Origin of the sequence: Paenibacillus sp. FJAT-26967 (genome assembly GCF_001541095.1) — a bacterium.
Lineage (GTDB): Bacteria > Bacillota > Bacilli > Paenibacillales > NBRC-103111 > Paenibacillus_F.
Window position 1 is genome coordinate 2,049,848 of record NZ_LMXH01000001.1, and the last position, 25,231, is coordinate 2,075,078.

8 protein-coding genes are annotated in these 25,231 nt (G+C 48.3%); 7 read left to right on the forward strand and 1 reads right to left on the reverse strand.

The window, feature by feature from the left end; translation table 11 throughout:
- Positions 1-27 precede the first annotated feature (27 nt).
- The 5 genes from AR333_RS09120 to AR333_RS09140 all read left to right on the forward strand — a co-directional run bounded on the left by AR333_RS09120 (position 28) and on the right by AR333_RS09140 (position 6,148).
- On the forward strand, positions 28-1,386 hold the full coding sequence (locus AR333_RS09120; RefSeq protein ID WP_253735756.1) for a PepSY domain-containing protein: 1,359 nt from the start codon (positions 28-30) through the stop codon (positions 1,384-1,386).
- Positions 1,387-1,529: 143 nt separating this feature from the next.
- Positions 1,530-1,841: a hypothetical protein gene (locus AR333_RS09125; protein ID WP_068774940.1), complete on the forward strand. Its 312-nt coding sequence runs from the start codon at positions 1,530-1,532 to the stop codon at positions 1,839-1,841.
- Between the two features lie 108 nt (positions 1,842-1,949).
- Positions 1,950-2,822 (forward strand): AraC family transcriptional regulator, encoded by an 873-nt coding sequence (locus AR333_RS09130; RefSeq protein WP_068774941.1) that lies wholly within the window; start codon positions 1,950-1,952, stop codon positions 2,820-2,822.
- Positions 2,823-3,035: 213 nt separating this feature from the next.
- Positions 3,036-4,484, forward strand: a complete 1,449-nt coding sequence (gene hpaB / locus AR333_RS09135) for a 4-hydroxyphenylacetate 3-monooxygenase, oxygenase component (protein WP_068774942.1) — start codon at positions 3,036-3,038, stop codon at positions 4,482-4,484.
- A gap of 584 nt (positions 4,485-5,068) precedes the next feature.
- Positions 5,069-6,148, forward strand: coding sequence for an AI-2E family transporter (locus AR333_RS09140; RefSeq protein ID WP_068774943.1), 1,080 nt, complete (start codon positions 5,069-5,071; stop codon positions 6,146-6,148).
- 144 nt (positions 6,149-6,292) lie between these two features.
- On the opposite strand, the gene AR333_RS09145 is transcribed toward AR333_RS09140, so the two are convergent.
- Positions 6,293-7,111, reverse strand: coding sequence for a DUF2935 domain-containing protein (locus AR333_RS09145; RefSeq protein ID WP_068774944.1), 819 nt, complete (start codon positions 7,109-7,111; stop codon positions 6,293-6,295).
- A gap of 683 nt (positions 7,112-7,794) precedes the next feature.
- Here AR333_RS09145 and AR333_RS09150 point away from each other — a divergent pair.
- A complete protein-coding gene (locus AR333_RS09150) occupies positions 7,795-20,517 on the forward strand; it encodes a non-ribosomal peptide synthetase (protein ID WP_068774945.1) in 12,723 nt (4,240 codons plus the stop codon).
- A gap of 23 nt (positions 20,518-20,540) precedes the next feature.
- Positions 20,541-25,178 (forward strand): non-ribosomal peptide synthetase, encoded by a 4,638-nt coding sequence (locus AR333_RS09155; protein WP_068774946.1) that lies wholly within the window; start codon positions 20,541-20,543, stop codon positions 25,176-25,178.
- Positions 25,179-25,231: the final 53 nt, after the last annotated feature.

Below are 25,231 nucleotides of genomic sequence, written 5' to 3' on the forward strand. Positions count from 1 at the left end.
AACACACAAAGAAGAGGATGAATGATCTTGGAACTTAAACAATCGGCAGGAAAAGAAAATAAGCTGTACCGCTCGATCTGGCGCTGGCACTTCTACGCAGGCATTATTTTTGCGCCTCTATTAATTCTGCTGGCCGTAACCGGTTTGATCTATTTGTTTAAACCCCAGATCGAGCCTATTCTGTACAAGGATCTGTATGTCGTTCAAGCCGGGCAGCAAACGCCCCTGCCGGCAAGCAGCCAGATCGCTCTGGTGAAGGAGCGTTATCCGGAAGCGGACATCCTCAAATTCCGGCCTTCGGATGAACCTGACCGCTCATCCGAAGTCGGTATTAAGCTTGGTGAGGAAGCGGTTATCGTCTATGTTAATCCATATACCGGAGCCATTCTCGGGTCCCAGCAAGAAAGCAGCCAATTCATGCAAGTCATTAAAAAGCTGCATGGCGAACTGCTGATAGGCAAGGCAGGGGACCGGATCATTGAGCTTGCAGCCTGCTGGGCAATCATCCTTCTCGTGACAGGTTTGTATTTGTGGTGGCCGCGTGACAGCAAATCCATATTCGGTACATTCCTTCCGAGGTTGTCGAACAACAAACGAATATTGTGGCGTGATCTGCATGCCGTTCCGGCGATGTGGCTGTCGCTAGGCATTGTACTGCTCATTATGACGGGCCTTCCCTGGTCGGGTGTATGGGGAGACAATTTGAGCCGGATAGCCCTTTCGACACAAACCGGGTACCCGGCGCAGCTCTGGGATAATGTCCCTAAGTCTTCTCTTCCTGCAAAGGCTGTTGCTGACGTTCCCTGGGCAGCCGGGAACATGCCTGTGCCTCAGTCGAGTGCTTCACACGGCATGCCGACAATTCCGGTAGAAGAAGTCATACGTACCGTTGACGCTAGCAACTTACACAGCGGTTATACGATTACAATGCCGCAAGGGGAAAAGGGGGTATATACCGTTTCTGTATTCCCCAAGTTCCCTAAAGACCAGGCCACGCTTCATATTGACCGGTACAATGGTGAAATCCTGGCAGATTTGAGATTTGCCAATTACGGTCCGCTCGCACAAGCCATCGAAATCGGCATTGCCCTTCATGAAGGACGCTACTTCGGCCTGCCTAATCAGATACTGGGAGCCATCGCATGTATGGGATTGATCGGCATCTCCCTGTCCGGCGTAATCATGTGGTGGAAACGTAAGCCGGCCGGGCGGCTGGGAGCTCCTGCCCAGCCCAGGGAACGCAAGTTTTACAAAAGTATTGCGGTCATCGTGATCGGCTTCGGAATTTTCTTTCCGCTGGTGGGTGTTTCACTTCTTGCCGTGCTCGCGATCGACTGGCTTGTCATTAGACGTGTAGGGAAGGTAAAGGACTATTTATCCGCTTAAGATGGGATGTAGAAGTATTTTGATCTTCTGATGTCCATGTCCAGCCTGTCCAGGACATATTAAGCGGATGCAACAAAAATCTGAGCGGTACGTCTAACCAGTAGCAGCAGAAATATTCTTCCGATGAAACGGAGATGGTTAGCATGTCAATGGAGGAAGAAGTCATACCCTTATTACAAGTTGGCCTTATTACTGTAATCGGGGCGCTTCTGGTTCTGGTGATAGGACTCATATTCAAGTACAGAAAAGCCGGATACGGCTGGATTTTATTGCATTTGCTCCTGTTTTTCTGGTGCGCATGGAGCTGGATACAAGTGCTGGAGACAAGGGCTTACACCAGTTCAATCGAGAACTCTTTGACTATCGCATGGCTTGGTATCCTTTGGGCGGTTAGTATGGTTAGTCTTACAATCGGATTGCTTATGCTAAGACCCTCCAGGGAGCGTAATCTTTAATGAGAGGATAGTTTCTCTATGAAGGCGGAACCCTGCAGAACGGTGCACGGAATGTCGGACCGATCTATATGGACCCTGTTATTGTATGAGTGAAAGGAGGTCATTCACATGGATTTGCTTAAGAGAATGAACGGGGCAATGAACTATATCGAAGAGAATCTTGCGGATGAGATTGGTTTCAAAGAGGTTGCCAGGCAGGCGTTATGCTCGGAATATCATTTCAAGCGCATGTTTTCTTTCTTGGCAGGTGTCTCTCTCTCGGAGTATATCCGCCGCAGGCGCCTCACACTGGCAGCATTTGAGCTTAATAACCCGGATAGCAGAATCATAGATGTAGCTGTGAAATACGGGTATACGTCACCGGACGCTTTTACCCGTGCTTTTCATAGCCTGCACGGAGTTACTCCGTCAGAGGCCAGAAATCGAAGTTCATTTTTAAAAGCGTATCCGCGAATGACCTTCCAACTCACTATACAAGGAGGAAGTGAAATGAACTATCGGATTGTAGATAAAGAGCCTTTTCACATCATCGGCCTTAAGAAAAGGGTCCCGTTGATCTACCATGGAGTGAATCCCGACATTACTTTAATGTGGCAGAGTCTTGATGAAGCCAAGATCCAAAGGCTTAAACAGCTTTCGAATATGGAGCCGGCGGGATTGATCAGTGCATCCCTTAATTTCTCAGAAGGGCGGCTCGATCATGGAGAACTAGATCATTATATCGGCGTGGCTTCGACTCAGCCGTGTCCGGAAGATCTGACCTCGCTGGAAGTACCGGCGCTGACATGGGCTGTATTCGAAGTGAAGGGACCTTTTCCCGAGACGCTGCAGGGAATATGGGGACGTATTTATTCGGAATGGTTCCCATCTTCGACATATGAACTGGCGGAAGGACCCGAGATATTATGGAATGAGAGCAAGGAAATCACGTTACCTAATTTTAAAAGCGAAATATGGATACCTGTGGTGAAAAGAAAATAAGTATTCAAAGGTCAAAAGGTGGGGGAAATTCCCCATCTTTTTTTGACGATGTTGCTGATGAGATCGTCCAAAACCGCTTTTGTCGATCTTAAGCTTGTCCGATTTTTCCATTTACAGGATTTCACTTTGCGAAATTCATCTGATAGGTATCCGTTCATGCAAAGTCGTCTATATCCGAATACTGTATCGTAAGCTCAAGGAGGCGACTGGACAATGCCCATTAAAAACGGAGAGCAGTATCTTCAGCGTATAAATGATAATTTGCCGGACATACGGATTGCAGGGGAGCAGGTGAAAGGAAACATATCGGAGCATAAAGCTTTCAAGGGTCTCATGGGGACTCAAGCTTCTATGTATGATATGCAGCAAGACGAAAGATGGAGAACCAGTATGACCTATTCTTCACCGCTGACAGGCGATCCCGTCGGACTTTCTTTCATGCAGCCCAAGACGAAGCGCGATCTCGCTGCAAGAAGAGAAATGATGGAGGCCTGGGCTTACAAGCACCACGGTTTTTTGGGGCGTGCACCCGATTACATGAACACAGCCCTGATGGCATTCTCGGCGGCGTCCGGGCTCTTGGAAGAGAAAAGCCCCCAGTATGCCTCAAACTTAAGAAAGTACTATGAGTACTGCAGGGAAAATGATATCACCCTTTCACATGTTTTTATTCAGCCGAAAGCAGGCAGGCTGGAGACTTTCTTAAGAACCTTTGAAGAACCGGCAGCAGCCCGGGTAGTGGATAAGAATAAAGACGGCATTATTATCCGGGGCGCTTTTCTGTTAGACACGCAAGGGGCTACATCGGATGAAATTCTTGTGCTGCCCGCACCGTTTCCTTCGGGAGGGGCCGAGGATAGCCCCTTTGCATTCGCCTTTGCCGTGCCGAGCAATCTTCCCGGAATCCGGTACGTATGCAGAGAAAGCTTCGTAGGGGGAGAGTCCGCCTATAATTACCCTCTAAGCTCCCGGTTTGAGGAGATGGATACGCTGGTCATTTTTGATGACGTGCTGGTCCCGTGGGACCGGGTGTTTATATGCGGCGATGAGAGTATGCTGTTTAAGCTGGTTGACGAAAGCCGGTTTCATACCCACGCCAGTACACAGATTATGTGTAAAAATATCGCCAAAACGGAGTTTCTGCTCGGGACGATAGAAACGATGGTTGAAGCGGCTGGTCTGGATAGTCATGCGCATGTAATTGAGAAAGTGACGGAAGTAATTGTCGCACTGGAGACACTCAAGGCGCTGCAGCTTGCGGCAGAGAAGGGTGCTTCTCGGGATCGTTGGGGGAGTATGCTTCCTGACCGGAGGCCGCTGCTTGCCGCAAATGCTTATTTTCCGAAAATATATCCGCGCATGATTGAAATTATTCAAATAATCGGTGCAAGCGGCCTGATCATGATTCCGGATGAAAAGGATTTCGACACCGAAATAAGCGGCCAGTTAAACACTTATCTTAAAGGCATAGACTTGGATGCTAAAGGAAATGTACAGCTGTCCAGACTCGGGTGGGAACTGAGCGTCAGCGCTTTTGGCGGCAGGCAGACGATCTATGAGCGGTTCTTCTTCGGTAATTCCTCTACAGTCAACAATCGTTTGTATAACGGCTATCCCGGCAGAGAAGCGTTCAAAAAACGGGTGAAGGACTTTCTGTCTTAATTTATTAAGTGAAGTATGCGTGAAAAGAAGGCACCCTCACTTTCAGAAATGAAAGCGGGAGCGCCTTTGGTCAATATTTTATCAAAAATCAAAGTTGTCCGGATCCGGGCCGACCCGTTGGTTCTCGTTTAGATCATCAGGCTGGCGACGATACTTAACTAAGATGAAGTAAGAGCTTACAATCAAAAGAGCTGCCTGATGGCAGCTCTTTTATCATTTTCTGAACATTTCCAGAAACCAAAGGGTATCGTTAGCCGTATTCTGAATATGGTATCCAGCTGCGCGGTACGCATCTGACTTACTCGGCCAGGTAATCAAAAGCACGAACTGTGCTGCTAGTGGTCAGAGTATGAGAATTTTCATTCTGAAGGGTTCCCGAACCGATAGGCGGAATTGACATGTTAGGTTCAGCGGGGATACTGGCAGTGACTCTGCAATGGAGTCGATTAAATAAAATGGAGAGGTGAATACAGAAGGTTGATATGGTAAAATAATACATAAATAATAGGTTTTAGAATTCAGGCGTCTGGTTAAAAAACTACAGACAACTGTACAAACAATGATATGAAAAAGGCGGGGAAGATGTGTTCAAGCTCAATTCCTTTATAAAATTATGTGTAGCTGTTATCCTCGTTCTGGGTATCATCTATCTGGGTTCGCGCGTTAATTTCATCTTTATGCCGCTGCTATCTACCATTACGATTGTAACCGTACCTTTGATGCTGTCGGTGTTCTTTTACTACCTGCTGCTCCCACTCGTGAATAAAATGGAGCGCAAGAAAATAAATAGAACGCTGGCTATTCTAATCATTTATTTGGTCATTGCGGTGATCTTGGCAGGCTTTATTATCGGTGTCTGGCCTTCTCTGCGCGTGCAGCTGATTAATTTGCTTAACAATGCCCCTGATTTAATCACGTCTCTAAGCGATAAACTCGCTGAACTGGAGAGGAGCGGGTTTCTGGCGGATTTTCTGCCGAAAGACGTTAGCCCTTTAACGCAATTGACAAATTATTTGAATAAGGGCTTTACCTTCCTGACCGGTTATGTAACCGGGCTGGTTTCCGTCGTTTCGAATATTGCCATTGTGTTATTTATTTTCCCGATTAGTCTATTTTATATGCTGAAAGAAAAAGGCAGTCTTCGAGATAAACTAATCGGCCTTACACCCAAAAGATTTCACAATGATGCTGCAGAAGTTATTTCAGAAATTGACCGTTCGCTAAGCGGTTTTATTGTAGGAAGATTATTGATAAATTTAGCGCTTGGGGTACTCATGTTCCTGGGATTCCTTCTCATTGGCTTGCCGTATGCGTTACTGCTTACCATTGTGGCCGTGATCATGAATTTCATCCCGTTCATCGGGGCTTTACTGTCCTCTGTGCCGATTCTAATTATCGGATTCCTTGAGTCGCCTGCAACAGCTTTATGGGCCTTGGTTATTATCTTCTTGTCTCAGCAAATCCAAGATAATCTCATAGCTCCCTATGTATTCGGCAAACAGCTGGACATTCATCCGCTCACGACAATCGTTCTCGTACTGGTCGGTGGTGATTTAGCCGGAATTATAGGAATTCTGTTAATTATCCCTCTCTATATGATCGTCAAAATTATCGTCAGTAAAGTTTATGTTCTCTTCTTCAAACAACGATGGGAACAAATGTGAGAAGCCTGCAATAGCTCATGTCTGATAAGGTCCCTAAGGTTGATACAACCAGGCTCCTTGTCTCATCCCGCACTTGAATATGGAATGAACAAAACCACCACTTCATACGTGGTGGTTTTGTTGTGCGGTGGAATATCTAACGATCTAGTGATGAAGTATGTGGGTACGGACCGCGGTTCCGGTCAATGAGCTTTCGAACATCTCGATGATCTCCAGGAATCTTTCTGCTTCACGGAATACGTGATCTGCAAGTAAAGGATGGATGATGCTCTTAATTTTACACTGCTCAATTAAATCTCTTGCCGTTTTCTTAAAGTCTTTTAGTGATTTCACCGAAACTTTATTCTGATTAAGGAATTGAGTTAATAAGGGAGCGGTCTGTGATTGGGGACGCATCGAATCCAAATCTCTGGCCTGATAGAGTAATTCATCAAAATCATGGCTAAAGTCCCGTGCTTGATCTACCAATTTCCGTTCGGACGGATCCAGAAGATGTCCGATGAATTTGGCATGGTCGGCCATAATGCGTAAGAAAAATACATTCTCATCAATAATGGCATCGGGAAGAGGCTCGAGCTTCCCTTCATTCAATTCCTCCAGCCGATTGCGGAAATATCTCGCTTCCCTGCTGATATGATCCACTAAGAGGGGGAAATTCGTTCCGCCGGGCAGCTGGCAGGTCAGAATTAAACCCAGCACTTTTCTTTTGAAAACCCAAATATGTGACACGGCAGTATGTACTTCCTGATTAAAAGCTCCTATGGTTGCCGGGTCTGTTTCCTCTGAGAAAGAAAGGGCTCTTTGCTCAATAGTCTCGAATGTACGATAAAAATAATTGGCCTCATTAATCAACTGGGTATCCTCGCATCTAAAACCTAACCGTAAGAAGAAAGAATGTTCCTTCATAATGCGCGACCAAAACCGTATTTCCTCTAAAGAACGAGAAACAAACACATCAGCCATTCCATCTCCTCCTATAAAGCACATTAGTAACAAGATATGAGCGAGGGGGTTGTTTTAAATACTCGAATTTGTGTGAGAACCCACCTGACCCGTTAAGGATTTCTATACAATCAATAATTTTACAATTATTAAATATTTTTTATGATTTTAAAGGTAAAGGTTAAGATGGTATATTCAAATATAGATTTAAGAGGCATTATAAAATTTGAGAACATAAATTCTCCCTCAAGGAAACGAGACAGTTACGCAGAAAGGAGATCAGGAATTAAAATCATAGATTATATTAAAATAATGAGCAGTTAACATTAATTCTAATTGAATATAATGGGACAATCTTAAAAACAATGTAAAGTATTGTGTTATTAAAACTGCTTAACCATAACTTTGTAAAAAGTCACATCATTCGACATTTTTATGTATAGACAGAACCAACCAACGACTTTATAGTTAATTAAATTAACTATAATATTAAATTTTTTAATATTTGTAAAAATCTACAATGTAAAAATTTGTTTCGTGAACTTCTAGTATGAGACGACTCATATGTAAAACGCTAAAAGAAAGTGAGGAAAACTTATTAGATAACGCTTACTTTACTGTTGAACAGTCATCTGTTTTTGTGAAGTTGTATGGGCGCAGGATGCACAGTAAGTCATCATACTTGGCATTAAGGAGAGATCAGATTGGAGCAATTTCAGACCTTAATTGAAATTATTCAAGATCGGGCACAACGAGATCGTAACGGAATTACTTTTATCACCGGTGATAAGCAAGAAGAATACGTATCCTACGGAAATCTCCTGGAGCATGCGTCGAAGGTGCTCTATCAGTTACAGGAGAACGGAATACAAGCCGGTGATGAGCTGCTTATGCAGATTGACGACAATCATACCTTTTTAACTGTGTTTTGGGCATGTCTGCTCGGGGGAATCGTTCCTGTTCCTGTGAGTATCGGGAATAATGATGAGCACAAAATGAAACTGTTTAGAATTTGGAGCACACTGTCCCGCCCTTCTATGGTTGCCGATGACAAAGTATTGGAGCAGCTGGACAAATATTCACAGCAGCATAACCTGATTGATTCCTTTGAACTTGTTAAAAAGGTAACTATTTCAAGTCAGAAACTTGATTATACCGGTAAGAATAAAGGGATGCTTCATGTATCTAAACCTGAAGATCTGGCGTTCATCCAGTTTTCATCAGGGTCAACAGGTGATCCGAAAGGCGTAATGCTGACCCACGAGAACCTGGTTTTCAATATTAGGGATATTGCGAATCAAACCGGAATGAGCCCGGAAGATATTTATCTGGGATGGATGCCTCTCACGCATGACCTTGGACTGATTGCTTTTCATTTAACGTGTCTCATTGCGGATGCCAAACAATTGATTATGCCGACGGCACTTTTTATCAGGCGCCCGTCTTTATGGCTTAAAAAAGCATCCGAGCATAGGGCCACACAAATCTGTTCGCCCAACTTCGGTTATAAATTTTTTCTGGATCAATATAAACCCGCTTCTGCTTCTGACTGGGATTTATCAAATATACGTATGATTTTAAATGGGGCGGAGCCCATATCCGTTGAACTTTGTGAAGTGTTTGTGAATGCAATGAGTGTTCACGGCTTAAGAAAAAATGTGATGTACCCTGTATATGGTTTGGCGGAAGCGAGTGTAGGCGTATCTACACCTCCATTAACAGCGGATCACTTTGTCCCGATTCATTTGAACCGTCAGCAATTACAAATAGGCGAACCGGTCGAAGAGGTGGATCAGTCCGACAAGCGTTGTCTCACTTTTGCGGATTTGGGATATCCGATGGCAAGTACCTCCGTCCGTATATGCGATGAGCATAACCGGGTGCTGGAGGATGGCGTAATCGGGCACACCCAGATTCGGGGTAAAAACGTGACGGCCGGGTATTACAACAATCCTGAAGCCACTGCGAAAGCCAAAACGGCGGATGGATGGCTTATCACTGGAGATTTAGGGTTTATACGAAGCGGCCGTCTAGTCATTACAGGAAGGGTCAAGGATATCATTTTCGTCAACGGGCAGAATGTGTATCCTCACGATATTGAGAGGATTGCAGAAGAAGTCGACGGAGTTGATTTAGGAAAAGTAGCGGTATGCGGTGTATACGATGAACACACCAAGCAGGATCGCATGATCGTTTTTGTGATGCATACGAAAAAGATCGATGACTTTCTTCCTGTAGCTCAAAAGCTGAAAAGCCACTTGAATTACCGGGGGGGCTGGAGTGTACACGAAGTAATTCCGATCCGGCGTATCCCCAAAACGACCAGCGGTAAAGTTGAACGCTTTAAACTGGCCCGCAGTTATAGGGACGGTGAGTTTGAGGAGGTACTCGAATCCCTCGCCAAAGCGGCACCTGCAGAAGGGGAGTTTCAGAACACCGACTTATCTCAAGATGATATAGAACAGAAGCTGATCCGGATATGCCGGCAAATTTTAAAGAAGCCTTCCATCAGGGCGGATGAGAGTTACTTTGATATCGGAGTGACTTCCATGCAGCTCGTTCAAATAGCAGATCAGTTAGAGGAACAGTTTGATCTGCAAATCGAAGTAACCGACTTCTTCTCGTATCCTACTATTTCCAAGCTTGCGGCTTATATTTCCAGACAAGGGCGCAGAGATATGGAAGAGGCAGAGCCTGGATCTGCAGATCAATCAACAAACGGAGATATTGCCATTATCGGCATGTCCGGCAAGTTTCCACAGGCGGATACATTGGAGCAGTTTTGGACAAATGTGTCTTCCGGAGCAGATAATATCCGCCCTTACAATGATAAAAGAAGGAAAGATGCGGAATCATTCATTTCACACCTGAATTTGGAAGGCCGGAATATTCAGTTTGCAGAGGGCGGCTATCTTGATGAAGTGGATCAGTTCGACTATTCCTTCTTTAAATTAACTCCGCGGGAAGCTTCGCTGATGGACCCGAATCAGCGTTTATTTTTGCAGACAGCCTGGACCACGATTGAAGATGCGGGATATGGCGGCAAGCAGCTTGCCGGTCAAAAGGTCGGTGTGTATGTCGGGTTTTCCAAAACAAGCTTCGAGTACGAGCGCTTATTAACGGAAGTTGAACCGGGCGCACTGCCGAATTTTGTGATAGGTAATTTGCCGTCCGTTATATCAAGCCGGATTGCTTATTTGCTTGATTTGAAGGGACCGGCGTTAACGATTGATACGGCATGCTCGTCGTCGCTGGTTGCCGTGCATCTGGCGTGCAAGTCTATTCGTAACGGGGATTGTGACATGGCTTTGGCAGGCGGAGTGAAAACCATTCTGCTCCCGATCAAGGCGGGTATTGGAATGGAGTCTTCAGACGACCGGGCACGCGCATTCGATGAAGATTCTGATGGAACCGGCTGGGGCGAAGGAGTGGGCGCCGTTCTGCTCAAACCGCTGCATAAAGCACAGCAGGACGGTGACAACATTCTGGCTGTGATCAAAGGGAGTGCGATCAATCAGGACGGCAGCACGATTGGCATTTCCGCACCGAATGCATTGGCACAGGCGGATGTTATCACACAAGCGTGGAAGGATGCCCGTATCGATCCCGAAACGATAAGCTATATCGAAGCGCATGGAACGGGGACGAAGCTGGGAGATCCGGTCGAAATCGACGGGATTACCAAAGCTTTCCGTAAGTTTACTCAGCGCAAACAGTTTGTTGCGATCAGCGCAGTCAAAACGAATATCGGTCACTTATATGAAGCTGCAGGGATTGCGGGACTTATCAAATCCGTATTGTCGTTAAAACACCGGCAGATTGCACCGCTTGTTCATTTCCGGACATTGAATCGAAAAATACATAATGAAGACTCTCCTGTCTATTGCAATACCATGTTGAGTGAATGGAATACAGAGGGGGTTCCGAGAAGAAGCGGTCTCAGCTCATTCGGATTCAGCGGGACCAACTGTCATGTGGTCCTGGAGGAATACATCCCTCCTTCGATTGAGGGCTGCGGGGATGTCAGCGGTTCATTACCGTACTTGCTGACGCTGTCTGCACGGAGTGAAGCAGCTTTGCAGGAGCTTGTCGGACGATACGCTGACCGGTTCAGACGACCGGAAGAACTCCCTCTGCATGACGTCTGTTATACAGCTAACACGGGACGAAGTCACCTGCTTCACCGAATTGCGATAACGGCCGCGGATACGGATGCGCTCAAAGAGAAGCTGTTTCTGCTTCACGAGCAAGGCAGGGCCGTGGAAGGAGTGTACTTCGGTAAAGCGGAAGGTGCGCGGGAAGCTGAAGCGGTAAACGCAAGCCCGGACACACTGCGTTCCCTGCAATCGCTGGAGCAATTAGCAGCTGAGTATGTCCAAGGAGCCCGGGTGGACTGGAATTCCTTGTATGCCGAAATGAAGTGCAAGAAAATTTCTCTCCCAACCTACCCGTTCGAGCGGAAAAGATGTTGGATTGACGTACCCGAACAGAATGGGCCCGAATTTGGTACATCCGTTCTTAATACCCTTATAGCAAAGGAGTCAACAGATATGGTGAGCCAGAACAGCTTGACGGAATCGGCTGCCGATACATATAAATCTTCCGTCCTTCACCAGATATCCAAGATGATCAGCAATGTATCCCAGCTTAGTTTGGATGAACTGGAACCGCAGATGCATTTCATGGAGCTGGGTCTCGATTCCATTAACCTTACTCAGGTTCGTCACAGCATCAAGGATACTTTCGGTCTGGATATTCCGATGAATGAATTTTTCGAATCGCTGACTAATTTGGAGCTGTTGACGAACTACATAGCAGAGCGGGCGAACATTACCAGCCTCACTAAAACTCCGGATCCATTTATGGCGGGAGGCCAGCCGGAGAAAACGCTTAGACAGACAGAGGTTCACTCACTTGCGGCCGTCTCTTCAATAAACCGTAATCACACGGGCTCTCACGATCCCGGCTTCCGGAGTACTGCGGCATCTGAGGGTGTAGAACGTATTATGGAACAGCAGCTTCGTCTGATGTCCCAGCAGCTTGAAGTGCTTCGCTATCATTCATCTGCATCTGCAGCCGTAACCGATTCATTACGCACGGTCCAAACTGTATCGCCTTCAATTGCAGCGACAAGATCCGGGAACATATTCACCACAACGGAGCAGGAGGTCGCTTCTACAGGCGAAGCAAACCCTTCCTTACAGGATAGTTCGAAACGGGCGAGTACGGAAGTCAGGCCATATACACCATACAAATCACTGGATGTCAAAGCTCGCGAATCGCTCTCCCTTCGTCAGGAGAAACATTTGCAAGAATTGATCGAACGCTATACAGCCCGTACACGAAGCACAAAACAATATACCCAGCAGTATCGTTCCGTTTATGCCAATAACCGAAATGTGGCGGGGTTCCGGCCGATTCTTAAGGAAATGGTCTATCAGATCGTATCTCAGCGCGCCGACGGTTCCAAGATATGGGATTTGGATGGAAACGAGTATATCGATTTAACGATGGGGTTCGGTGTAAACCTGTTCGGCCACAATCCCTCCTATATCCGTGAGAAGATTGAGGAAGAACTGAAGAACGGAATGTGTGTCGGGCCGATGTCCAACATGGCCGGTCAAGTTGCGGAGAAAATTTGCAGGATGACCGGCGCAGAACGTATCGCCCTGTACAATTCGGGCACAGAAGCTATCATGGTCGCACTCCGTCTGGCACGTGCAGCTACCGGACGGGCCAAAATCGTTATTTTTGCAGGTTCCTATCATGGTACCTTCGACGGGGTTCTGGCACTAGGAAGCGCAGGAGACAATAAGGAGCATTCGACGCCTCTGGCTCCGGGTATTTTGCAGAACATGGTGGATGATATCGTCGTTCTCAACTATGGCACAGACGAGTCGCTGGACTACATACGCACTCATTCGCATGAGCTGGCTGCTGTGCTTGTCGAACCTGTTCAAAGCCGTCGTCCGGATTTTCAGCCCAAAGCCTTCTTACAAGATATTCGTCAAATTACCGAGAAGTCCGGTACGGCTTTTATTTTTGACGAGGTCATCACAGGTTTCCGTACCCACCCCGGAGGTGCACAAGCTTGGTTTGGTATTGGAGCCGACCTGGTAACCTACGGTAAAGTGATTGGCGGCGGTCTTCCCATTGGCATTGTGGCCGGCAAGGCGACATTTATGAATGGCATAGATGGGGGAACATGGAACTTCGGCGACGATTCGTATCCGCAGTACGAGAATCAGCGGACCTTTGTAGCAGGTACGTTCTGTCATCATCCGCTGGCTATGGCGGCATCTTTGGCCGTACTCGATCATTTGGAGGCAAGCGGGGAGCAGCTGCAAATCAGACTGAACAGCAGGACAGCGGCATTAGCCGAAGAGCTGAATCGATATTTTGCCAGTGAACAACTTCCTATGAAAATCGTGCATTTCGGCTCGCTGTTCCGCTTTGTGCTCAAGGGAGACCTGGAGCTGTTCTTCTATCACATGCTGGATAAGGGCATTTATATCTGGGAGGGACGGAACTGCTTCTTATCTACGGCACATACGGAGGAAGATATTGCGAGTATTGTGCGGGCAGTCAAGGAAAGCGTTAGTGAGCTGCGCAGAGGCGGATTTCTTCCGGACTTGCCACCAGGTGGGGGAGGACCGGACAAGGCTGCTGTGCCGGAATTGCAGCCGCAAGAGGCTGGTGCCGACTTTCAAGAAAACGTGCTTGCGCTGACCCCGGATCAGAAGCAACTTTGGTTTGCATCCGTGTCGGAACGAAGCGAATCCCAATCTCTGCATGAGACTGTCCTGCTGAGGTTTCGTGGACAGCTTCGACTAGAGACCTTCAAACAAGCGGTCAATAGCATTGTCCTCCGTCATGAAGCGTTACGTACTTACATGAGCGGGGACGGGGAGACACAGATAATCGCCCCGGTAATGAAGGTAGGAGTTCCTCTGCATGATTTCACTAACTATCCCGCAGAGGCGCAGGAGAAGCACGTTCGCAGCTGGGTGGCTAAGGATAGCGAGACGCCTTTTCCGATGACCCCATGGGAACCGTTATTCCGCATACATTTGATGAAATTATCGGATGAGGACCATATCAGCGTCTTTACGTTCCATCATTTTATTGCGGACGGATGGTCAATCGGTATATTCATTCAGGAACTGGAGCAGATCTACTCCGCACTCCTCCGGACGGAAGTCTGCACTTTACCCGAGCCGGTTCCATTTCGGCATTATGCACGCTGGCAGCAGGATCAACTGCAGGCAGGGGATAAGGCCGTCGCTTTCTGGGCGGGTGTGTTGAATAAGGCTTTGCCCGTCCTTGATCTTCCTTCTCCGGTGCGTGGTACACGAATACCCTCTTCCAGAGGAAGCAGGCATACCGTCCTTCTAGAAGCGCCGCTCGTCAAACAATTGAAATCCTGCAGCATGAGACTTGGCAGCAGTCTATTTGTTACGCTGCTATCTGCCTTCCAGCTTTTTCTACATCGGTTAACGGGATTGAAGGAAGTGACGGTGGGGGTTCCTACGGCAGGGCAAGCCCAGATGAACGCTTACTCTTTGATCGGCAGCTGCGTCAATTTATTGCCTGTGATCGGTAAAGTGGGTCCCGATGATACTTTTACCGAATTTGCCGAATCGATCAAAAAAATAATAAATGAACAAGACCCCTATCAGAAATACAATTTCGCAGGTCTTGCTCAATTGGGTTTAAAGCATCTGCCAGTAATTAACGTTGTCTTTAATATGGACCGGCCGATTCCGCGTTTTCAGTTTCATCAATTGGATGTGGAACTGTTGGAGAATGAAGTATCGTTCAGCAAGTATGAACTGTTTTTGAATGTGACAGAAAATCAGAAAGAGTTGCGTCTTGATTTTGATTATAATACGGATCTTTTCGAGCCGGAGATCATTGAAGCATGGACCGGCTATTTTATTCATTTGCTGCATTCAGTTGTGGAAGAACAGGACGTTCGCGTATCCGAGCTCTCTCTCCTTAACAATTTACAATACGAAGAGCTTAGAACTGTTTGGGCTGCAAATGCGGATAGCACTGGCAATTATCCGTGCGTCCTGGATGCATACAAGCATCTGTCCCCGGCCGGTACCGCAGGTGAGGTTTATCAAGTCTCGGCAGCTACAGGAATTATGAAATCAACCGGGGAGCTGGCATACGTGGAGAACGGCGGCGCGCTCCGTCATATCGGAGCTGTCAACCGGACTGTCACTCTTCGCGGACATCGGGTGAACCTGGAACAGCTGGAGAATTACCTGATCCAAACGCTTGACTTGGAAACTTGCTTTATGATGCCTCAGACGGGTCAAGAGGAAGAAACCTCCTCTTACATTACGGCCTATGTGGTGGACAACGCTTCGGATGCTTGGGAAGAAGCTGGACTGCAGAAGGCTGTAAATGCAATACTCCCGGACTATACACAGCCCCGTTTTTGGGTTCAAATGGACCAAATCCCTGCTTTGCCTGATGGCCAAACGGACATACAAGCTTTGCCGGAGCCGCGAAAAGCAGGTCTTTTTGCCCGGAACAATTCGGATTCAAACGTTCAGGGAGTAGAAGAGAGGCTTACATGGATCTGGAAGGATGTTCTGGATGCGGCAGATGTCACCCGTCACGATACGTTTTTCCAATTAGGAGGGGATTCCTTAAAAGCGACCGTCATTCTGGCTAGAGTAAATAAGGAATTCGGCGTACAAATTCCGCTCAGCCGGATCTTCGATCTGCAATCAATTGCGGAGCTGGCCGCTTACATTGCCGGAGGAACTATACAGCCTTATGAACCGATTGAATCTGTAGAACAACGACCCTATTATCCGGTCTCCTCTTCTCAAAAAAGAATGTATGTGCTCGATCAGTTAGGAGGCGGAGCGGCCTATCATGTAACCGGCAAGCTTCATATCACAGGGGACCTTCAAGCTGCGAAATTTATCGAAGCTGTTAAGGATGTTATTTTACGGCATGAATCCTTCCGGACATATTTTGAGCTGGTAGATGGGGAAGTCGTGCAAAAAGTGAAAGATACTTTGTCGATTGATATCCCATGGACTCGAATATCCATAGAAGAAACCGGGCGGGTATGCGATTCGTTTATACGGCCTTTTCATTTGGATGAAGCTCCACTATTTCGTGCCGAGTTGATTGAATATATACAAGGCGGTTTCATGCTGCTGGTAGATATGCATCACATCGTTGCGGACGGTTTTTCAATGGCTGTGCTGCAGGATGAGATTATTCAGCGGTACCAAGGCAGACAGCTTGCCGCAACCCGGCTTCATTATAAAGATTTTGTCACCTGGCAGAATCAGCAGCTTACCGGCACCGTTTTGCAGTCGCATGAGGCATATTGGCTCCAGTTGCTGGAAGGCGAGCTTCCTGCTTTGAATATGCCTTCCGACTTTCCGCGTCCACAAGTGCAGAGTTTTGAAGGGGACAGCATATCATTTCCGTTGGAGCCCAAGGTTGCCGCTGCCTTATACAAACTGGCTGAAGATACAGAATCGACGATCTTTATGGTACTCGTTGCGGCTTATAACGTTCTGCTGAGTAGATATTCAGGCCAGGAAGATATTATTGTCGGTTCTCCTGTTGCGGGAAGATGCCACGTGGATACCGAAGCGATGATCGGCATGTTCGTTAACACGCTAGTTTTGCGCAATCGGCCTCTGGCTTCCCAAACGTTCCTAACCTTCTTGCAAGAGGTCAAATACAATTCGCTGCTAGCGCTGGAACATCAGGAATATCCGTTCGACGAACTGGTAGATAAACTGGAGCTGGTACGTGATTTAAGCCGGAATCCTGTATTCGATACGATGTTCAGTCTGCAAAATGTCGGAACAGACGTACTGGAGACAGGAGGGCTCCTTTTCAATCCGGAAGAATTCAACCCGGGTGTGTCCAAGGTTGATTTTTCCTTGCATGTCACAGAGAAACAAGATCAGCTCTCCTTCACCTGGGAGTATAGTACGAAGCTGTTTACACGGGAAACCATACAGCGGCTTGCGGATCATTATGTGCGTATTCTTGAGCTGGTTGCACAGGATGCCCTTGTGGTGCTGGCTGATATCGAATTCATATCCGATGGGGAGAAGCGGTTATTGTTATCTGGGTTTAACGATACATCTGCATCTTTTCCTCAAGAAGAGACGCTTCACGGGCGATTTGAAAAACAGGCGGCAAAGACCCCGGATAACACGGCTGTGTGGTTCGAGAATCAGCATTTAAGCTACCGGGAGTTGAATGAGCGGTCGAACCGGTTGGCACGCACACTGCGTGCGGAAGGAGTCGGGCCGGATCAGCCGGTCGGTATTCTTCTGCAGCGTTCCCTGGAGATGATTGTAGGCATCTACGCGATTCTCAAAGCAGGCGGCGCGTACGTTCCGATTGACCCGGATTATCCGCAGGAGCGTATCCGCTTCACACTGGAGGATTCGGGGGCAAATCTGCTTCTGACGCAGGCACACTTGGCGGAGCAAGCAGGTCAAAGCTTTGACGGTAAAGTGCTGGTGCTCGATGAGGCAGCCATACATACTTCTAGCGATCCATCGGATGCTGCCGGAACGAAAGAATCTGTTTACCATACAGACGGCTCTGATCTGGAACCGCTCTCCGGCCCTAATCATGCTGCCTATGTGATCTATACATCCGGTTCCACCGGCCGACCCAAGGGCGTTGTCGTGGAGCACAGGTCTGTCATTAACCGGATTATGTGGATGCATGACCGATACGGTTTGAGCGCTCGCGACACGATTTTGCAGAAAACAGCTTTCACTTTCGACGTATCGGTATGGGAGTTGTTCTGGTGGTCGATGGTCGGATCTAAGGTTTGTTTGCTGCCGGTAGGCGGAGAAAAGAATCCCGAGCAAATTGTTGAGGCGATTGAGCGTGGCAGGGTAAGCACGATGCATTTTGTGCCTGCTATGCTGCATGCTTTCACGGAATATTTGGAGCAGCTGCCGCCCGAAATCGTACAAACGAAGCTGGGAACACTGAGACATGTCTTTGCCAGCGGTGAAGCACTGCCTCCCCAGCATGTGGCCAGGTTCCAGCGCCTGCTGTCTGCTATTGGCGGAACGAAGCTGATCAACCTGTATGGCCCGACGGAAGCGACGGTAGACGTATCGTATTTCGATTGCGAGCCGACAGAAGAATATCCGGTGATTCCGATCGGCAAGCCGATTCAGAACATCCGTCTGTACATCTTGAAGGAAGGCACGGAGCAGCTGCAGCCGTTAGGCGTAGCGGGTGAATTGTGTATCAGCGGTGTAGGCGTGGCCCGGGGTTACCTGAACCGTCCGGAGCTGACAGCGGAGAAATTCACAGCCAACCCGTTTACGGGCGGTGAGGAAGGCTTTGAACGGATGTACAGAACGGGGGATTTGGCGAGATGGATGCCAGATGGGAACATCGAGTATTTGGGCAGGATCGACCATCAGGTGAAAATCCGCGGATACCGGATTGAGCTGGGCGAGATTGAGGCGCAAATGCTGGCCGTGGACGGGATTCAGGAAGCTGTAGTGACAGCTTGGGAGAGTAAAGACGGCTCCAAGAACCTGTGCGCTTACTTGGTCGCAGCTGAACCGCTGGGGTTGCCCGAGCTGCGGAAAGCGCTGCAGCCGAAACTGCCCGGCTACATGATTCCTGCTTACATGGTGCAGCTGGAGCGCATGCCGCTTTCGATAAATGGAAAAATCGACAGGAAGGCGCTGCCGGAACCTAGCGAGCTATTTCAGTCGGACATCGCCTATGCGCCACCAAGAAACGATGTGGAAAACGCTCTAGCTCAAGTTTGGCAGGAGGTTCTCGCCCGGGAACAGGTGGGTATTCACGATAATTTCTTCCTGCTTGGCGGGGATTCCATTAAGGCCGTTCAAGTCACGGCCCGGATGCGTCTACACGGTTATTCGCTCGATATCCGCCGGCTGATGGAGCATCCGACTATTGAAATTCTGAGCGGCTACGTGGATTCTTTAGCGCGCCATATCGGGCAAGAGCCCGTCGAAGGAGAGGTGCTTCTGACGCCGATTCAACGTTATCTGATGGAGAAGTGCTCTACAGGAACGCACCCGGAAGCGACAGCGGTGCTCTTGTCAGCGAAATCAGGTTTTGAAGAGCAGCCGCTACGGATTGCGCTAACGAAAATCATGGAACATCACGACGCTCTTCGACTCAGCTTGTCGCAAGTTGACGGTGCGGTTGTCCAGTCTCATACAGGGCTGGATGGGGAGCTGTTCTCTTTGGACGTATTGTCCCTTATAGGGACAGAAAGCGAAGTTCACCGCCTATTAGAAGAGGAGTGTCTCCGTATTCACAACAGCCTCAGGCAGCATGGCGGACCACGCGTTCGTGGAGGGCTTTTCCGTCTGAAAAGCGGCGATCAGCTTTTCCTTGCTATAGATACGCTTGCAGCTGATCAAGTATCATGGGGCATTCTGTTGGATGATTTGGCTGCAGGATACGGTCAAGCCTTGAACGGCGAAACGATCGTGCTTCCCGATAAAACAGATGCTTACCAAACTTGGGCCCGGCAGCTAGAAACGTATGCGAACAGCAAAGAACTGGTTAAGGAACAAGAATATTGGAGGAAGATGGAGTTATCCGAATGGGGAACGGTTCCGAAAGACCATGAACGTACGGATATCCCGGGATCACTGCATGAGACGAACCAGCTCCGGCTGCAGTTACCGCAGGAAGCAACACAAGATCTGCTGACGTGGGTTAACCATGCCTATAATACAGAGCCTGATGAAGTGCTGCTTACCGCTCTGGGACAAACGCTTGCCGAGTGGTCCGGGATGGACCGGATTGCAGTTCATCTAGAAAACCAGGGCCGGGATAGTACGGGAATGGGCCGGCTGGATATCAGCAGAACCGTGGGGCAGTTTACGAACTTTTATCCGGTTGTGTTGAATGTCAAGTCTGATGAACCTATATCCCTTCTGCTCAAACGTGTGAAAGAAACGGTCCGGCAAGTGCCAAACAGAGGGTTGGCTTATGGTGTAACCCAATACTTGAGCAGCTCAGATTCGGTTGATTCACTGTTTTCCCGCATACCGGAAATCGGCTTCTCATTCAGTAAGCTGCAGCTTATTGATACTCTTTCCTTTTCTACATCCCCAATGCAGAATGAACTGGAATTTATCAATCAAGGCCAGAGTGAGTCACCTTATGCCCTATATGTAGAGAGCCGTGTTAGTGATGGAAAGCTGAACATAAATGTAACCTATGACAAACATGCCTTTGAAGAAAAAACGATCAGCATGCTCCTTACACAATTCGAAACTCATCTGCTGCATACCATCGGCCATTGTCTCAATCAGAACAGGCAGGAACTGACACCAACTGATGTGGGGGCGGATGACCTGGATTTGGACGAGTTCGAGGAAATGAAACAGTTTTATGAGATTCTATAAGATTCGCTTGAGGGGGAAAACCGATGAGTAAAAGCCTTGAGATAGAAAAAGTGGCCAATTTGACTCCTCTACAAGAGGGGATGCTCTTTCATACGGTGATGGAGCCGGACTCGCAAGCCTACTGTGAACAAGTTCGGATGACTATCCGGGGAGAGCTAAATTTGGATGCGCTGCAAAGAAGTTTTCAGACGCTGGTTCAGCGTCATGAAACGCTTCGTTCAAATATTTATCAGAAAAGCGCTTCCCGCTCACGCCTCATTATTTTCAAGGAACGCTCGACAGCCATTCATTACGAGGATCTGATGAAGTTGAGCGTGACGGAGCAAGCCGAGGCGATTCGTCATTACATCGAGGCGGACCGGAACCACTCTTACGACCTGAATAAGGATATGCTCGTCCGTCTGGCAGTGCTTCAAACACAAACCAACGGCTATACGCTGCTGCTCAGTTTCCACCATATTATTATGGACGGTTGGTGCCTGGGAATTCTGATGGATGAGTTGTTCGCTGCATACGAAGCGCTTAAAGACGGTAAGCCCGTGCTGCTGCCGGCGCCGGCGCCTTACACCGGATATGCCAAATGGCTGGAGAAGCAGGATAAAGAGGCTGCAAAAGCATACTGGAGGTCCACATTAGAAGGTTATGATGAGCCCGCAGGACTGCCGATGCTCCAAACGGCTAATCCGGATTTATCGGAAGGCGGTTATCAGCTCAGAGAGAAGAAAACAGCGTTGTCGGAAGAGATGACTCTTGGGCTGCGCACGATAGCCGAACGTAACGGGGCCACACTCAGCAGCTTATTCCTGGCTGCATGGGGGATCGTGCTCGGACGTTACAATCAGAGCGAGGACGTCGTGTTCGGTACCGTCGTATCCGGACGTCCGCCCGAACTTGAAGGTGTAGAGCGGATTATCGGGCTGTTCATCAATACGATTCCCGTTCGCATCACTCTGGATGCCAAGCAGTCATTCTCCGGTCTCTTGCGCGAAATTCAGCGTACGACCGTTCAATCCCGGGCGTACGACTACTGCTCACTCGCTGAGGTTCAAGCTCAGTCTGAGCTTAAACAGCAGCTGCTGGACCATATTATTGTATTTGAAAATTATCCGCTGGAAGATATGATCGGACGTCCTGATTTGGAGGAAAGATTGGGATTCATCATAGAAGATGCCCAGTTGACCGAAGAAATCCCTTATTCTTTCAACATTGAGGTAGAAGACGCTAAAAGGATGAGTTTCATTCTATCCTACAATGAAAATGTATATAAAGATGAGGCGATGACAAGGTTAGCCGGACATTTGGAGAATGTACTTGTCCAGATTGCACACTCTCCGGAGATTTCACTCCGGGACATTCGTCTGCTGTCGGCCGAGGAAGAAGCGGAGCTGACGAATGTTTGGAGCGGAGCTTGCGCCGAGTTCCCTGATCTGACATTCCATGGCATATTTGAAGCGCAGGCTGAGCGGATACCGGATCAGGAGGCCGTCCTTTACGAAGAGACTACACTGACTTACCGCCAGCTAAATGAAAGAGCAAACCGGCTGGCTCAAGCCTTGCAGAGCCTGGGGACCAAACGTGAAAGTCTGATCGCGGTCATGATCGAGCGTTCAGCGGATATGGTCACGGCTGTCCTCGGGATCATGAAAGCGGGCGCCGCTTACGTGCCCATTGATCCGACCTATCCGAAGGATCGTATCGCGTATATGCTCCGCGACAGCGGTGCAGCTATCGTCCTTACGCAGTCATCCTTGACTGGTCTGCTGACCGATAGCGGATTCGGGGGCGAAGTAGTGGATCTTCCCGCGCTGCTGCTGAAGTCTGAAGGAAGTTTGAGCGTGGATCAGTCTGCCTACGTCCCTCTCTATGACCCGGAAGCTTTGGCTTATGTTATCTATACTTCGGGAACAACAGGGAATGCCAAAGGGGTCATGATTGAACATCGGCATTATGTAAATACTTCTCTGGGGTACAAACACGCGCAAGGCTTTAATGACTTCCCGGTCAAACTTCTTCAGATTGCCAGTATGTCGTTCGATGTTTTTGCTTGTGATCTAGCTAAAGTCTTTGTCAATGGAGGCACTCTGGTTATCTGTCCGCAGCATGTGCGCAACGATCCTGCCGCTTTGGCTAGACTTCTTCAAGAGCAAGCCATTACTTCATTTGAAGTCCCGCCAGTGCTGCTGACCCTTCTTATGAATTATGTGTATGAGCAAGGGACGGATTTAAGCGCTATGAAGCTTGTGACGACGGGGGCGGATAGCTTCGGTGTAGAAGATTACCGGACGATTCTGGCGCGCTTCGGCGATAAAATGCGAATTCTAAACACCTATGGTGTGACGGAAGCGGCAATTGAATCGAGTTTTTACGATGGAAACCAAGAACGTCTGCCTGCATCGGGTATTGTACCGATCGGTAAGGCGCTCCCTAACCATAAACTTTATATTGTGGATGAAAGTTTGCGGCCGGTCCCCGTCGGTGTTGCAGGGGAACTGTGTATTGGCGGCGCCTCCGTGGGACGCGGTTATCTGAACCGGCCGGAGCTGACGGCCGAGAAGTTTGTTCCGAGTCCTTTTTCAGAGGGGGAGAGACTCTACCGTACGGGCGATCTCGCACGCTGGCTTCCGGACGGCCATATCGATTTCATCGGACGGATCGATTACCAAGTGAAAATCCGCGGATACCGGATCGAACCGGGGGAGATAGAGTCCGTCCTGCTCAGACAGGAAGGTGTGAAGCAGGCGCTCGTTACGGACAGATCGGACAAAACAGGGCAGAAGTATTTATGCGCGTATGTGGCAGGTACAGCAGACAAATCGGACCTTAAGGCAGAGCTGGAAAGAGAACTGCCCGGTTATATGGTACCGTCGCATATTATGCTGCTGGAGCAATTGCCTTTAACACATAACGGTAAAATTGATCGTCGTGCACTGCCGGAACCGAGTGATTTTGTATTGACAGGAATAGAATATGAGCCTCCCCAAACCGAACTGGAGAAAACTCTTGCTTCGATCTGGGAGGAAACGATAGGCGTTAAGCCGATTGGCCTTCGCAACAACTTCTTTGAGCTCGGAGGCGATTCGATTAAAGCGCTGCAAATCGCCATCCGTTTAAATGCAAAAGGTCTCAAATTGGAAGTGAAGGACTTATTCCGTTATCCGCAGATTGACCTGATCGTTCCTTATATTAAAAAAGTAACTCGCGTCATTCCGCAAGGAGCCGTACAAGGAACGCTTGAACTGACTCCTATTCAAAAAGACTTTTTTGAAAATCACCGGACGGACAGGCATCATTTCAATCAGGCTGTTATGCTCCAGAGTACAGATAGATGGAACGAAGACTGGCTGCAAAGCGCTATGGAAAAGCTGATCACGCATCATGATGCTTTGCGCGTAACGTTTGATGAGAGCAAGGAGGGTCCGTTGGCTTACAACAGAGGTGTGGGCGAGGGTGAGCATTTCACTCTTGAAAGCTATGATTTCATACACTCGGAGCAAGCGGAGGAAGATGTGCGCCATATCGCGGAGGAACTTCAAAGCCGCTTTGATTTGCGAAGAGGACCTCTCGTACGGCTGGCATTATTCCGTCTCGCTCAAGCGGATCATTTGCTGATTATCATTCACCATCTCGTAGTGGACGGCGTGTCCTGGAGAATCTTGCTGGAAGATCTGGGCACTGCCTATCGTCAAGCGGCCGGCGGCGAGCTGCTTCAGCTGCCCTCCAAGACAGATTCATACAAAGTATGGGCTGAACAACTCTCCCTTTATGGACAAAGCACACAGGCACGGCAGGAAATCAGCTATTGGAATGCTGTGGAATCCCGTCCGGTCTACCGGCTGCCGAGAGACTACGAAGTTTCAACCAACCTCATCCAAGATGTGCGGAAGTCAGAAGTGAATCTAAGCGCGGAAGAAACGGAGAATTTGCTCAAACATGTGCATCATGCCTACAAAACGGAAATTAATGATCTCTTGCTGACAGCCCTGGGGTTAGCCTTCCGGGAATGGTGCGGCAATTCTGAAATTCCGGTTTTACTGGAAGGCCACGGCAGAGAGGAATTAATCAAAGATATCGATATTTCCCGCACCGTCGGCTGGTTTACCACGATGTATCCGTTCGTTCTTGAGGTGAGCAGCCCCGATGATCTGGGCTATCAGATTAAGCTGGTCAAGGATAAACTGCGGAGAATGCCTAACAAGGGCATAGGCTATGGAATATTGCGTTATTTGTCCGGCAGAGATCCGGGGAGCCTGGTTTCCCTCGCTGCGGTACCATCTCCTGAGATCAGTTTCAATTATTTGGGACAGTTTGATGAGGAAGCCGGAGCCGATATGCCGTGGCGGACTTCGGATTTATCTGATTGTATCGGCGCAGAAACGAGCCTTCAAGCTGAGAAAACGCTCACTTTTGATATTAACGGGATGATTATGAATGGAAAATTGCGGCTCGTATTTGAATACAACGGACGTGAATACGAATCTTCGACAGTGGAGCGTCTGACAGCGGGATATAAGAAGCATCTGGTTCAGCTTATCCGGCACTGCTGCGGCAAGGAAACAGCAGAGCAAAGTCCGACCGATTTTACATATGGGCAGTTGTCTATCGGCCAGCTCGATACGTTATCGAGCAGCTTGTCGGATAAACTGCTAAAGAAATTAAAATAGGATAACGCGCAAGCTTGAGCCTAAATTTTGCATGTAAATGGAGAGGTGAATTT

Bases quoted from the DNA above. Each gene is read 5' to 3' on its own strand.
- AR333_RS09125 (WP_068774940.1), top strand. From the start codon at position 1,530: ATGTCAATGGAGGAAGAAGTCATACCCTTATTACAAGTTGGCCTTATT.
- AR333_RS09130 (WP_068774941.1), top strand. From the start codon at position 1,950: ATGGATTTGCTTAAGAGAATGAACGGGGCAATGAACTATATCGAAGAG.
- hpaB (WP_068774942.1), top strand. From the start codon at position 3,036: ATGCCCATTAAAAACGGAGAGCAGTATCTTCAGCGTATAAATGATAAT.
- AR333_RS09145 (WP_068774944.1), bottom strand. From the start codon at position 7,111: ATGGCTGATGTGTTTGTTTCTCGTTCTTTAGAGGAAATACGGTTTTGG.
- AR333_RS09155 (WP_068774946.1), top strand. From the start codon at position 20,541: ATGAGTAAAAGCCTTGAGATAGAAAAAGTGGCCAATTTGACTCCTCTA.